The organism is Citrobacter sp. Ce129 (assembly GCF_030334545.1).
Taxonomy (GTDB): Bacteria; Pseudomonadota; Gammaproteobacteria; order Enterobacterales; family Enterobacteriaceae; genus Citrobacter; species Citrobacter europaeus.
On the sequence record NZ_JAOWDS010000051.1, the window covers coordinates 522,976 to 536,170 of the forward strand.

A 13,195-nucleotide genomic window follows, 5' to 3' on the forward strand; every position below is an offset into this window, starting at 1 on the left:
CCATGAGCTTGCGATGAGTTTTGATATAGCCAAATACCCGACCCTGGCGCTGGTCGACTCCACCCAGGAGTTACGCCTGCTGCCAAAAGAGAGTCTGCCAAAGCTTTGCGACGAACTGCGCCGCTATTTGCTCGACAGCGTAAGCCGTTCCAGCGGGCACTTCGCCTCTGGTCTGGGCACGGTGGAACTCACCGTCGCGCTGCACTATGTCTACAACACCCCGTTTGACCAGTTAATCTGGGATGTGGGACATCAGGCTTACCCGCACAAAATTCTGACCGGCCGCCGCGATAAAATCGGCACCATTCGTCAGAAAGGCGGTTTGCATCCGTTCCCGTGGCGCGGTGAGAGCGAGTATGACGTACTGAGCGTTGGGCACTCCTCAACGTCCATCAGCGCCGGTATTGGTATTGCGGTTGCCGCCGAGAAAGAAGGCAAAGATCGTCGTACCGTTTGTGTGATTGGCGACGGCGCTATCACCGCCGGGATGGCGTTTGAAGCGATGAACCACGCGGGTGATATTAAGCCCGACATGCTGGTTATCCTCAACGACAACGAAATGTCGATTTCAGAGAACGTCGGCGCGCTGAACAACCACCTGGCGCAACTGCTCTCTGGCAAACTCTACTCCTCGCTGCGCGAAGGCGGGAAAAAAGTGTTCTCCGGCGTGCCGCCGATTAAAGAGCTGCTCAAGCGTACCGAAGAACACATCAAAGGCATGGTTGTGCCGGGTACGCTGTTTGAAGAGCTGGGCTTTAACTATATTGGTCCGGTAGACGGTCACGACGTGCTGGGGCTTATCACTACGCTGAAGAACATGCGCGACCTTAAAGGTCCGCAGTTCCTGCACATCATGACCAAAAAAGGTCGTGGTTACGAGCCTGCGGAAAAAGATCCGATTACCTTCCACGCGGTACCAAAATTCGATCCGTCCAGCGGATGCCTGCCGAAAAGCAGCGGCGGCCTGCCAAGCTATTCAAAAATCTTCGGTGACTGGCTGTGCGAAACCGCAGCGAAAGACAATAAGCTGATGGCGATCACTCCGGCGATGCGTGAAGGCTCCGGTATGGTGGAGTTCTCACGTAAGTTCCCGGACCGCTACTTCGATGTGGCGATTGCCGAGCAGCACGCGGTGACGTTTGCTGCCGGTCTGGCAATTGGCGGCTATAAGCCGGTCGTGGCTATTTACTCTACCTTCCTGCAACGCGCCTACGATCAGGTGCTGCATGATGTCGCCATTCAGAAACTGCCGGTCCTGTTCGCCGTTGACCGGGCTGGTATTGTTGGCGCAGATGGGCAAACCCACCAGGGGGCGTTCGATCTCTCCTTCCTGCGCTGCATCCCGGAAATGGTCATTATGACCCCGAGCGATGAGAACGAATGTCGCCAGATGCTGTTCACCGGCTATCACTACAACGACGGCCCAACGGTTGTACGCTACCCACGCGGTAACGCGGTGGGCGTTGAGCTGACGCCGCTGGAGCAACTGCCAATTGGGAAAGGCATCGTGAAGCGTCACGGGAAGAAAGTGGCGATACTGAACTTCGGTACCCTAATGCCGGAAGCCGCGCAGGTCGCAGAGTCGCTGAACGCCACGCTGGTTGATATGCGCTTTGTCAAACCGCTGGATGAAACGTTGATTCTGGAAATGGCAGCCCAACACGAGGTGCTGGTCACCCTCGAAGAGAACGCCATTATGGGCGGCGCTGGCAGCGGCGTAAACGAAGTGCTGATGGCCCATCGCAAACCCGTTCCGGTGCTGAACATTGGCCTGCCTGACTTCTTCATCCCGCAGGGGACTCAGGACGAGGCTCGCGCCGATCTGGGTCTTGATGCCGCCGGCATTGAGGCCAAAATCAAGGCCTGGCTGGCATAATCCTCTCTCCGCTCCTGCTATGCTTAACTCATCACGAGCTAAGCAGGAGTGGATTGATGAAATACAACACCTTAGGAAAAACCGACCTTCGGGTCTCCCGCCTTTGCCTGGGTTGCATGACGTTTGGCGAGCCCAATCGCGGCAATCATGCCTGGACGCTACCTGAAGAAAGTAGCCGCCCGATAATCAAACACGCTCTTGAAGGCGGCATTAACTTTTTCGATACCGCCAACAGCTACTCCGCTGGCAGCAGCGAAGAGATTGTCGGCCGCGCGCTGCGTGATTTCGCCCGCCGCGAAGATGTCGTGGTGGCGACCAAGGTTTTTCACCAGGTGGATGATTTAGCGGAAGGTTTATCCCGCGCACAAATCCTGCGCTCAATCGACGACAGCCTCAGACGCCTGGGTATGGACTATGTGGACATCCTGCAAATTCACCGCTGGGATTACAACACGCCGATCGAAGAAACGCTGGAAGCCCTTAACGACGTAGTGAAAGCCGGTAAAGCGCGCTATATCGGCGCCTCATCCATGCACGCTTCACAGTTTGCTCAGGCGCTGGCCTTACAGAAGCAACACGGCTGGGCGCAGTTCGTCAGCATGCAGGATCACTACAACCTGATCTATCGCGAAGAAGAACGCGAAATGCTGCCGCTTTGCTATCAGGAGGGTGTGGCAGTGATCCCATGGAGTCCGCTGGCGCGTGGTCGCCTGACGCGCCCCTGGGGAGAAACGACCGCCCGTCTGGTTTCCGATGAGGTCGGTAAAAATTTGTACAGCGAGAGCGATGAAAACGACGCGCAAATCGCCGAACGGCTGACCGGCGTCAGTGAGGAACTGGGCGTAACCCGTGCGCAGGTCGCGCTGGCCTGGCTGCTGAGCAAACCGGGTGTGGCAGCGCCGATTATCGGCACATCGCGCGAGGAACAGCTGGATGAGTTGCTCAATGCGGTGGATTTAACGCTGAAGCCGGAGCAGATTGCCGAGCTGGAAACGCCGTACAAACAGCATCCGGTGGTGGGATTTAAATAAGCGCGATTGTAGATTGTAGGCCGGATAAGGCATTTACGCCGCCATCCGGCAAACCCGTTAAATGATCCCTACCGGCCAGTGATGGCCAATAAAGTACAGTATCCCAGCGGACAGTATCCCGGCCACGATATCGTCGATCATAATTCCCGTACCGCCATGTACGTTGCGATCGAACCAACGAATCGGCCACGGCTTCCACATATCCAGAATACGGAAAATCACAAATCCGGCGGCAACCCACTGCCAGTCGTTGGTCGGCAGCGCCATCAGGGTTATCCACATCCCGACAAACTCGTCCCAGACAATGCTACCGTGATCGTGCACGCCCATATCTTTCGCCGTTTGATGGCACAGATAAACGCCGATACAGATAGATAACATCACCACCAGTGAATACAGCTGCCACGGCAGAAACGTCATTAAATACCAAAAAGGGATCGCCGCCAGCGATCCCATGGTGCCAGGAACAATTGGGCTCAGCCCGCTGCCAAAACCGGTGGCTAACAGATGCCACGGATTGCGCATACTCAGGCGGCTTTTGGCGACATCTTTTTTAAGGCGCGGCAAAATGGTCATATCCTTTCCAGTCGAACGTGACGGATTTTCCATCGCGCGTAAAGTGAATACCTTCCACGTCCGCGCTCATCTGTCCTATGCAGGTAAACGTTGCGCCGAGATTTCCCAGCGCTACGTCCAGCGCGCCACGATTAATTTCCGGTACGGTAAAGCATAACTCATAATCTTCACCACCCGAGAGTGCCCAGCGCAGGGCCTGTTCCGGCTCCACGTGCCGGGCAAACGCCGCGGAGTAAGGCAGCGCATCAACGTTAACCCGTGCGCCGCAGCCGCTGGCATTAACGATATGCCCCAGATCGGAAATCAGACCGTCGGAGATATCGATAGCCGCACTGGCCAGATCGCGCAGGGCTTGTCCCTGCAAAATACGCGGCGTGGGACGCAGATGGCGTTTCAGCAGATAGTCTGCGTCTTTTACCTCTGCAACCTGCAAGCGATCCTGCAAAATCGCCAGCCCGGCAGCGCTGTCGCCCGGCGTGCCGGTCACATAAATCCAGTCACCCGGTTTCGCACCGGAGCGTTTTAAGGCACGCCCAACGGGAACGTAGCCATGAATACCCAACGTCATCGACAGCGGTCCACGCGTGGTATCACCGCCAATCAGCTGCATATCGTAGTAATTAAGGAGTTCAAACAGGCCATCGCTGAAAGCTTCAAGCCAGGCTTCATCGACGTCAGGTAACGTGAGCGCCAGCGTCAGCCACGCAGGATCGGCTCCCATCGCCGCCAGATCGCTCAAATTCACCGCCAGAGCTTTCCAGGCCAGATCGGTAGGATCAATGTCAGGGAGGAAGTGGTTACCAGCCACCAGCGTATCGGTACTGATCGCCAGCGTCTGTTTTTCAGGGATGTTCAGAAGTGCGCAGTCGTCACCAATACCGGTTTCGACATCAAGACGAGACGTTCTTACGCGGTCAAAATAACGGGCAATCAGGGAAAACTCGCCGCATGCCATACGTTATGCCTCAGCAGAAAAAAAAGAAAAAGCCGGGGACAGCGGAAACAGGTTCCACCATCCAGCCGGCCTCGGGATTACTTTTTGTTGGGGCGAATCACAGGTGCTGCTTTATCCAGTACGCCGTTCACGAACTTGTGGCTGTCTTCAGCGCCGAAGGTTTTCGCCAGTTCAATCGCTTCGTTGATGGCCACTTTGTACGGCACATCACTACGTTTAGACAGTTCAAACAGCGCAATACGCAGCACGGCTTTTTCTACCTGACCCAGCTCTTCCAACAGACGAGACAGGTAAGGCTTCATTAATCCATCCAGGTACGCGCTGTTAGTCGCCACCCCGGACAGCAGTTCACGGAAATACAGAACGTCAACATCTTTCACGTCCTGTTCCGCCAGGAACTGGTATTCAACATCAGCGATGTCGTTCTGGGACAACTGCCAGGAGTAGAGCGCCTGGACGGCACACTCACGGGCGCGGCGACGAGCAGCAGGTTTCACGGATTTCCCCTTACAAAAATCAGGCCTTGATGGCTTTCAATACATTAATCATTTCAAGCGCAGTCAGTGCAGCTTCTGCGCCTTTGTTGCCGGCTTTAGTGCCAGCACGTTCGATGGCTTGTTCAATACTTTCGGTGGTCAGAACACCGAAGGCTACCGGAATGCCACTGTCCTGAGCGACATGCGCCAGGCCATTGCTAGCACCGCCAGCCACATATTCGAAGTGCGCAGTACCGCCACGGATCACCGTACCGAGCGCAATCACCGCGTCGTATCTACCGGTTTTCGCCAGCGCGTCAGCCGCCAGCGGCAGCTCATATGCGCCTGGAACCCAAACGACGGTAATGTTTTCATCTTTTACCTGGCCAATACGTTTCAGGGCGTCAATCGCACCTTCCAGCAGGCTGTCATTGATAAAGTTGTTGAAACGCGCAATGGTGATGGCGACGCGAGCGTCCGGGGTAGCAACGTTAGCTTCAATAATGTTCATATTCTTCCTTCGGGTTCGATTTATGGCCCCGTAAGGGGGGCGGATTTTATCATAATATTCTGTGCGCTGCTTGCTCTAATTCAGAAAGCCTCACGCAGTGGTTAAATGCAGGCAAACGTCCGGGCCCACCTGGCGTATCTCGTTGAATTTGAAATGGGGCGCGTCGGCCAGTTTCTCAAGCCCTGGCAGCACACATAATCCTCGCGCATCACTGCCTAACAGTTTAGGCGCAACATACACGATTAGCTCATCAACCAAACCGGCCTGTAATAACGCGCCCGCAAGCGTAGGGCCAACTTCAACCCAAATGCTGTTAATTTGCTGTTTGCCCAACTGCATCATCAGCACCACCAGATCCAGATGCCCGTTATGTTCCGGCACCTTCAGGCTGCGTACCGCCTCCGGCCAGCTACGAGAATCGTCTTCAGTCCGGACAATCCAGGTTTCTCCTGGCTGTTGCACAATACGATGCTCCGGCGTGACCTGATTCTGGCTATCAAGAACAATGCGGATTGGCTGGCGCAGATTTTCCTGCGGGTAACTCGCCTGGGTTGACTCCCCAAGCTCCGACCAACGCACGGTAAGCAGAGGATCGTCGGCCAGCACCGTCGCGCTGCTGGTTAAGATGGCATGGCTTTGCGCCCGCAGACGTTGCACATCGCGGCGCGCCTGCGGCGAGGTTATCCATTGACTTTCACCACTGGCCATCGCCGTACGCCCATCAAGCGACGCGCCAAGCTTAAGCTGCAGATACGGGAATCCGGTACGCATGCGCTTGAGAAAACCTTTATTAAGCTGCTCAACCTCGCTCATCATCAGCCCGTGGCTGACATCGATACCCGCCTGCTGCAAACGGTAGAGGCCACGACCTGCTACCTGTGGATTGGGATCCTGCATCGCCGCAACCACACGCGTCACACCCGCGGCAATCAACGCATCGCAGCATGGCGGCGTACGACCATGATGGCTGCAGGGTTCAAGCGTGACATAGGCGGTTGCCCCTTGCGCTTTTTCTCCAGCCATCCGCAGGGCATGGACTTCAGCATGCGGTTCGCCCGCGCGGTGATGATATCCTTCACCGACGATCTCCCCATCTTTCACAATCACGCAGCCCACATTGGGATTGGGATGCGTGGTAAAACGTCCGCGCGCAGCAAGCTTCAGCGCGCGCGCCATGTACAATTCATCCTGCATGGCTTAGTCCTGTAGGCGAGCAATCTCTTCGCCAAATTCTTTGATATCTTCGAAGCTCCGGTAAACCGAGGCGAAGCGGATGTAGGCGACTTTATCGAGTTTTTTCAACTGCTCCATCACCAGGTTGCCGATCATCTTGCTCGGCACCTCACGCTCGCCAGTTGCACGCAGTTGTGATTTGATATGGTTCAACGCCATTTCGACGTCATCAGAGCTGACCGGGCGTTTCTCAAGCGCTCTGAGCATGCCGCTGCGCAGCTTATCTTCATTAAAGGGTTCACGCACATCGTTGCTTTTCACAACGCGCGGCATAACAAGTTCAGCCACTTCAAAAGTGGTGAAACGTTCATTACAGACCAGACACTGCCGACGGCGGCGTACTGAGGAGCCCTCGCCTACAAGACGAGAGTCAATTACCTTAGTGTCTACGGCGAAACAGAATGGGCAATGCATACGGCGTCCTGTACCTCAGTGGTTAACAGAAATCTATTTTACCCTGAACTGGCGTGACAACAAAGGCGCAGCGCTTTTGAGACAAAGGATCGATGCCTTCGTGCTCAGTGCGCACTACCATTATGCTATCGCGACAATGAAGGAAGTAATCACAATGACAAGACGTTACCTAAGAATTGTCCTGGTGGGAAGTCTCTTTAGTCTTAGCGCCTGCGCACAGCAAAGCGAAGTACGTCAGATGCATCAAAGCGTTAGCACGTTGAACAAAGAGATGACGCAGCTCAATCAGGAAACGGTAAAAATTACACAACAGAATATGTTGAATGCAAAATCAACCAGCGGCGTCTATCTGTTGCCGGGTTCCAAAACGCCTGCCCGACTGGACAGCCAGATTGGCACGCTACGTATGTCGCTAATCAATATTGCGCCAAACGCCGACGGCACACGTCTGACGCTGCGGATTCAGGGTGAATCCAACACACCTTTACCCGCCTTTAGCGCCACCGTCGAGTACGGACAAATTCAGGGCACCACAGATAACTATCAGGAAGTGAACGTTCAGAATCAATTGGTCACTGCCCCCGCGAGTATCCTTGCACCCAGCGACGTCGATATTCCGCTGCAGTTAAATGGCCTTTCTGCGGACCAGTTAGGGTTTGTTCGCATCCACGACATCCAGCCTGTTAACCAATAAACTTTTTTGCGGGACGTTTTGTGCGTTCCGCAACATCACTTCGCCTTATTTTGTTACTCCCCTGACATAACCAATATTTCTGTTAAAACTTGGCAACATTCATGGGAGCCAGTACAATTCGCCGCCTAAAGTACGCAAACGTGAACGCAATCGATTACGCAAATGATAGAACTGTGAAACAAGACATATTTTTGTGAACAATGATTTTTATAATAGGCTCCGAAGAAACACGAAATATTTCTACACAAAATCATGCAAGATGCATCGAGGCGGCAACTGCGTGAATCCTTGGAGCTTACATCAGTAAGTAACAGGGGTGAGCAAAGGCAGCCAACAAAGAGGCGTCTTGAAGGATGAAGTGTATAGAAACGCAAATTGCGCATTTTTCTATCCCGAAAGGGATTTCAAACAGTGGCATACATATGAAAAAAACATTACTTGCAGCCGGTGCAGTGCTGGCGCTCTCCTCGTCTTTCACTGCCAATGCAGCAGAAAATGACAAACCGCAATATCTGTCCGACTGGTGGCACCAGAGCGTCAACGTGGTGGGCAGCTACCACACCCGTTTCTCCCCGAAACTGAACAACGATGTGTATCTGGAATACGAAGCTTTTGCTAAAAAAGACTGGTTTGACTTCTATGGCTACATCGATATTCCGAAAACCTTCGACTGGGGTAACGGCAACGACAAAGGCATCTGGTCTGACGGTTCCCCGCTGTTTATGGAAATCGAACCGCGTTTCTCCATTGACAAACTGACCGGCGCTGACCTGAGCTTTGGCCCGTTCAAAGAATGGTATTTCGCCAACAACTACATCTACGATATGGGTGACAACAAAGCCAGCCGCCAGAGCACCTGGTATATGGGTCTGGGTACCGATATCGATACCGGTCTGCCGATGGGGCTTTCCCTGAACGTGTATGCTAAATACCAGTGGCAGAACTATGGCGCATCCAACGAAAACGAGTGGGATGGCTACCGTTTCAAAGTGAAATACTTTGTGCCGATCACCCAGGTTTGGGGCGGTCAGTTGACCTACATCGGCTTCACCAACTTCGACTGGGGCTCAGATTTGGGTGATGATCCGAACCGCACCAGCAACTCTATCGCTTCCAGCCACGTTCTGGCGCTGAACTACGATCACTGGCACTACTCCGTAGTCGCGCGTTACTTCCATAACGGCGGCCAGTGGAAAGGTGGAGATACTCTGAACTGGGGCGAAGGCGACTTCAGCGCGAAATCTACCGGTTGGGGTGGTTACCTGGTCGTAGGTTACAACTTCTAATCCAGACAATGTTTCGCAGACAAGCCAGCTTAACCGCTGGCTTTTTTATGGCTGGTCTTCACAGCGTACTTTACGTAAAAAGTCACTTAGCGAGCGATCCGCCGATTCGCGAAAGTGCCTGTCGAGCAGCGTGATCTTCAGACATCGATCAACGCGAAAGCAGCGATAATCGTCACGCTTCTCGCACCAGGCAACCAGCAGCCAGTGCTCGCCCCAGAAAAATAAGCCCAACGGTTGAACGTCGCGCCAGGAGAGGTTCCCGGACTCATCGCGATAATGCAGCGCCAGCGCCTGCTGCGCCGAAACCGCGCGATGTATGAGATCGAACGCACTGCGTGAATGCGGCTGATTACCAAAATCTGGCGCGAAAATCCGCGTTTGCTCGGCTCTGCGCCGACTCTCTGGCGGCAATATCGCCAGCACTTTTTCCTGCGCGGATTCCAGCGCCTGTGAGAGTGAATCTCCGCCCCATGTTTTCAGCAACCGAATCGCTACCATCAATGCTTCTGATTCGTGATGCGTTAACATCAACGGCGGCAGATCAAACCCGGCCATCAAGCGGTATCCGCTGCCCACTTCTCCTTCAATGGGCACGCCGGATAAAGAGAGATCGCGGATATCGCGATAAATCGTCCGTTCAGAAACTTCAAGGCGTTCTGCCAGCAGCGCCGCCGTTGTCACTCGCCTGCCACGCAGGATTTGTACAATCTGAAACAAGCGGTCGGCGCGTCTGCTCATGTTAATCCTCAGTCCTGAAAGTATTACGCGGGTTGATGTAAACCAACACGATTGCCTTCACTGTCAGTAAATAGCGCAATCGTACCAATGTCCTGCCCCAATTCGAGTGGGCCAAACACGCATTGACCGCCAGCAGTGGCGACGCGTTCAAGCGTGGCTGCCAAATCGTCCGTATGCAGATAAATAATAGCGCCCTGCGCTGAAGGCGTAATACCGTCAAATTTAGCCAGCGCCCCGCCGGGAGCGGGATCCTGATACGGGAATACGGCAAGCTCGGCGCAATCCATATTCTCCCGACGCAACGAAACCTGCATCACTGGCTCATAAAAAGCGATGGCGCGATCCATTTGTGCCACGGGGATTTCAAACCAGTTAATTACGTTCTTCATACTTCCTCCTGCCTGTGTGGGTAATCTCAGAAGGACTATAAGACAGGGCTACTGACAGCATACTGTCAGTAGTGTGTCGAGAGAAAAAGATAATGGTTTGCTGCTAAATCGCAGGCAAAAAAAATCCCGACCTTGCGATCGGGATTCCAGTATCTTCACTCTTAATGGTTAAGGCAGAATCGACGGTTGATCCGCCCCTTCTTTCTCGACCTTCTGCTGCAGCATGTGTTCACGCTTCATACCCAGCTTCAGCGCCAGCGCCGATGCCACGTAGATAGAAGATGCGGTACCGATGGAAACACCGATCAGCATCGTCAGCGAGAAGCCTTCCAGTACCGGACCACCGAACAGGAACAGCATCAGAATAACCATCAACGTCGTACCGGACGTAATCAACGTACGGTGCAGCGTCTGAGTCAATGACACGTTAAAGATTTCGTAAGGCGTACCGCGACGAATTTTGCGGAAGTTTTCACGAATACGGTCAGATACTACGATACTGTCGTTCAGCGAGTAACCGATTACCGACATCAGCGATGCGACGATAGTCAGGTCAATCTCGATATGGAACAACGACAGGATCCCAAGTGTGATAATCACGTCGTGCGCCAGCGCGATAACTACCCCAGCCGCCAGTCGCCATTCAAAGCGAAAACCGACGTACACCAGGATGGAGATCAGCGCCGCCATCAGCGCCATCGCACCGGTTTGCGCCAGGTCTGCACCCACGCTCGGCCCCACGAATTCAATTCGTTTCACCGCGGCGTTTTGGTTGGTGGATTCGTTAATCACACTCAACACTTTGCTGCCCAGCACCTGACCGCCGTCTGCGCCTTCAGTTGGCGGCATACGTACCATAATGTCGTGGCTGCTGCCGAAGTTCTGCAGAAGCGGATCAACAAAGCCCGCTTTCTCCAGCGCATCGCGCATCACGTCCATATCGGCCGGTTTTTCCAGCGTGATTTCAATAACCGTACCACCGGTGAAATCGAGACCCCAGTTAAACCCGCGTACGCCCATCACCACGATGGCCGCAATCAGCAGGAAACCTGAAATGCCGAAAGCCCAGTAGTCCCAGCGCATAAAGTCCCAGACTTTACGGCCGTGGTTCAATTGTTCAACAGTATATTCCTGTGCCACTTCGCACTCCTCAGATTGACAGCTTTTTGACGCGCTTGCCGCCATACAACAGGTTTACGATGGCACGTGTACCGACAATCGCGGTAAACATCGACGTCGCCACACCAATACCGGTAGTAATCGCGAACCCTTTAATTGCCCCAGTGCCAACTGCGTACAGGATGATGACCTTGATCAGCGTCGTAATGTTCGCATCAAAGATGGAGCTAAATGCGCCCGCATAACCTTCATTGATCGCCTGCTGCACCGAACGCCCGTTACTCAACTCTTCTTTGATACGTTCGTTGATCAGTACGTTCGCATCGACCGCGACGGCAAGGGTTAAGACGATCCCCGCAATCCCCGGCATACTCAGCGTAGCACCCGGCAGCAACGACATAATACCGACAATCAGCACCAGGTTAGCAATCAGCGCACTGGTCGCAATCAGACCGAACTTCTTATAGAAGAAGATCATGAACAGGATAGACACCACCAGACCGGCCAGACATGCTTCCAGACCCTGTTTAATGTTCTGCATACCCAGGGTTGGGCCGATGGTACGTTCTTCAACAATCTGAATCGGCGCAATCAACGCACCGGCACGTAACAGCAGAGAAAGCTGACGCGCTTCGTTCGGGTTGTTGATACCGGTGATACGGAAGCTGTTGCCCAGGCGAGACTGAATGTTGGCGATGTTAATCACCTCTTCCTGTTTCACCAGCACTGCGCGACCGTTAGCATCTTTCTTACCGCTGTCTTTGTACTCCACGAACAGGGTCGCCATCGGCTTACCGATGTTGTCCTTAGTGAAGTTGGACATGATGTTACCACCCGCGCTATCCAGCGAGATGTTAACCTGCGGCTGATTGTATTCGTCCTGGCTGGAAGTAGAGTCGGTGATATGGTCACCGGTCAGAATCACGCGTTTGTACAGCACAACCGGCTGGCCTTCACGAGACTGTTTCACTTCCGAATCACCCGGAACACGACCCGATGCCGCAGCGGACTGGTCAACGTTGGTGTTTACCAGACGGAACTCCAGCGTCGCGGTTGCGCCCAGAATTTCTTTCGCACGCGCGGTATCCTGAATACCCGGCAGTTCGACCACAATGCGGTCAGCACCCTGGCGTTGTACCACCGGCTCAGCAACACCCAGTTGGTTAACACGATTACGCAGAATGTTGATGTTCTGCTGTACCGCGTACTCACGGGCTTCGCTCAGGCGCGCATCGGTCATTACCGCACGCAGAGCATTGCTGCCCTGGCTGGAAATAACCAGATCCTGGTGACGCTTGCTCAGGTAAGAGATAGCTTCATCACGGGCGCTGCTATCACGGAAGGTGATGCTCAGACCGTAGTTATCTTCTTTACGAACGGTAGTATAAGGAATGCCTTTTTCACGCAGATCGCTGCGCAGACTATCGATATTTTGTTCCTGCAACTTACTCAGCGCGGTGTCCATATCCACTTCCATCAGGAAGTGAACGCCGCCACGCAGGTCAAGACCGAGTTTCATCGGTTCTGCGTGAATGGCTGCCAGCCAGCGCGGGGTTGCCGGAGCAAGGTTAAGCGCCACGACATACTGATCGCCCAGTACGCCCATTAACACTTCACGTGCGCGCAGTTGGGTATCAGTGGAGTCGAAGCGCGCGAGAATAGCACCCTCTTCCAGAGCCACAGACTTAGGTGTGATTTTATCTTCTTGTAACGTTTTCTGGACCTGGATCAGCGTTTGCTCACTGGCGGCGGCACCGCGCACGCCAGTGATTTGAACAGCCGGATCCTCACCATACAGGTTGGGAAGCGCATAGAGCAGACCGACGACAATAACGACGATCAGCATGACATACTTCCACAAAGGATAACGGTTTAACACGGCAGTTCCCTTTGGGAA

The 13,195-nt window shown here is 53.9% G+C and carries 14 protein-coding genes; 4 read left to right on the forward strand and 10 right to left on the reverse strand.

The window, feature by feature from the left end:
• Window positions 1-13: 13 nt before the first annotated feature.
• Complete coding sequence (gene dxs / locus OGV77_RS04495; protein WP_043015389.1) at window positions 14-1,876, forward strand: 1-deoxy-D-xylulose-5-phosphate synthase; 1,863 nt, start codon at window positions 14-16, stop codon at window positions 1,874-1,876.
• Window positions 1,877-1,932: 56 nt separating this feature from the next.
• Window positions 1,933-2,907, forward strand: coding sequence for a 1-deoxyxylulose-5-phosphate synthase YajO (gene yajO, locus OGV77_RS04500; protein WP_043015388.1), 975 nt, complete (start codon window positions 1,933-1,935; stop codon window positions 2,905-2,907).
• Between the two features lie 57 nt (window positions 2,908-2,964).
• Here the strand turns inward: yajO and pgpA are convergent, their stop codons facing one another.
• The 6 genes from pgpA to nrdR form a co-directional block, all read right to left on the reverse strand.
• On the reverse strand, window positions 2,965-3,483 hold the full coding sequence (gene pgpA / locus OGV77_RS04505) for a phosphatidylglycerophosphatase A (protein WP_003021578.1): 519 nt from the start codon (window positions 3,481-3,483) through the stop codon (window positions 2,965-2,967).
• A complete protein-coding gene (gene thiL / locus OGV77_RS04510) occupies window positions 3,461-4,438 on the reverse strand; it encodes a thiamine-phosphate kinase (RefSeq protein ID WP_043015387.1) in 978 nt (325 codons plus the stop codon). Before thiL ends, pgpA begins: the two co-directional genes overlap by 23 nt.
• Before the next feature lie 77 nt (window positions 4,439-4,515).
• A complete protein-coding gene (nusB, locus tag OGV77_RS04515; RefSeq protein ID WP_000801129.1) occupies window positions 4,516-4,935 on the reverse strand; it encodes a transcription antitermination factor NusB in 420 nt (139 codons plus the stop codon).
• Between the two features lie 19 nt (window positions 4,936-4,954).
• The gene (gene ribH / locus OGV77_RS04520) at window positions 4,955-5,425 is read right to left on the reverse strand and encodes a 6,7-dimethyl-8-ribityllumazine synthase (protein WP_043015386.1); all 471 of its coding nucleotides are present in this window, start codon (window positions 5,423-5,425) and stop codon (window positions 4,955-4,957) included.
• A gap of 90 nt (window positions 5,426-5,515) precedes the next feature.
• Window positions 5,516-6,619, reverse strand: a complete 1,104-nt coding sequence (gene ribD / locus OGV77_RS04525) for a bifunctional diaminohydroxyphosphoribosylaminopyrimidine deaminase/5-amino-6-(5-phosphoribosylamino)uracil reductase RibD (protein WP_043015385.1) — start codon at window positions 6,617-6,619, stop codon at window positions 5,516-5,518.
• A 3-nt stretch (window positions 6,620-6,622) separates the two neighbouring features.
• Window positions 6,623-7,072 carry a transcriptional regulator NrdR gene (nrdR, locus tag OGV77_RS04530; RefSeq protein ID WP_016152032.1) on the reverse strand — a complete coding sequence of 150 codons (450 nt, stop codon included), beginning with the start codon at window positions 7,070-7,072 and terminating at the stop codon, window positions 6,623-6,625.
• A 154-nt stretch (window positions 7,073-7,226) separates the two neighbouring features.
• Here nrdR and OGV77_RS04535 point away from each other — a divergent pair, with 154 nt between their 5' ends.
• Both OGV77_RS04535 and OGV77_RS04540 read left to right on the forward strand, forming a co-directional pair.
• The gene (locus tag OGV77_RS04535) at window positions 7,227-7,766 is read left to right on the forward strand and encodes a SadB/YajI family lipoprotein (protein WP_043015384.1); all 540 of its coding nucleotides are present in this window, start codon (window positions 7,227-7,229) and stop codon (window positions 7,764-7,766) included.
• A 422-nt stretch (window positions 7,767-8,188) separates the two neighbouring features.
• A complete protein-coding gene (locus OGV77_RS04540) occupies window positions 8,189-9,052 on the forward strand; it encodes a nucleoside-specific channel-forming protein Tsx (RefSeq protein WP_003021561.1) in 864 nt (287 codons plus the stop codon).
• Window positions 9,053-9,097: 45 nt separating this feature from the next.
• Here the strand turns inward: OGV77_RS04540 and OGV77_RS04545 are convergent, their stop codons facing one another.
• From OGV77_RS04545 to secD, 4 genes are all read right to left on the reverse strand, one after another.
• Window positions 9,098-9,790 (reverse strand): helix-turn-helix transcriptional regulator, encoded by a 693-nt coding sequence (locus tag OGV77_RS04545; RefSeq protein ID WP_087051636.1) that lies wholly within the window; start codon window positions 9,788-9,790, stop codon window positions 9,098-9,100.
• 23 nt (window positions 9,791-9,813) lie between these two features.
• Complete coding sequence (locus OGV77_RS04550; RefSeq protein ID WP_005125129.1) at window positions 9,814-10,179, reverse strand: VOC family protein; 366 nt, start codon at window positions 10,177-10,179, stop codon at window positions 9,814-9,816.
• A 168-nt stretch (window positions 10,180-10,347) separates the two neighbouring features.
• Window positions 10,348-11,319, reverse strand: a complete 972-nt coding sequence (secF, locus tag OGV77_RS04555; protein ID WP_003021550.1) for a protein translocase subunit SecF — start codon at window positions 11,317-11,319, stop codon at window positions 10,348-10,350.
• Window positions 11,320-11,329: 10 nt separating this feature from the next.
• A complete protein-coding gene (gene secD / locus OGV77_RS04560; RefSeq protein ID WP_003021547.1) occupies window positions 11,330-13,177 on the reverse strand; it encodes a protein translocase subunit SecD in 1,848 nt (615 codons plus the stop codon).
• Window positions 13,178-13,195 lie beyond the last annotated feature (18 nt).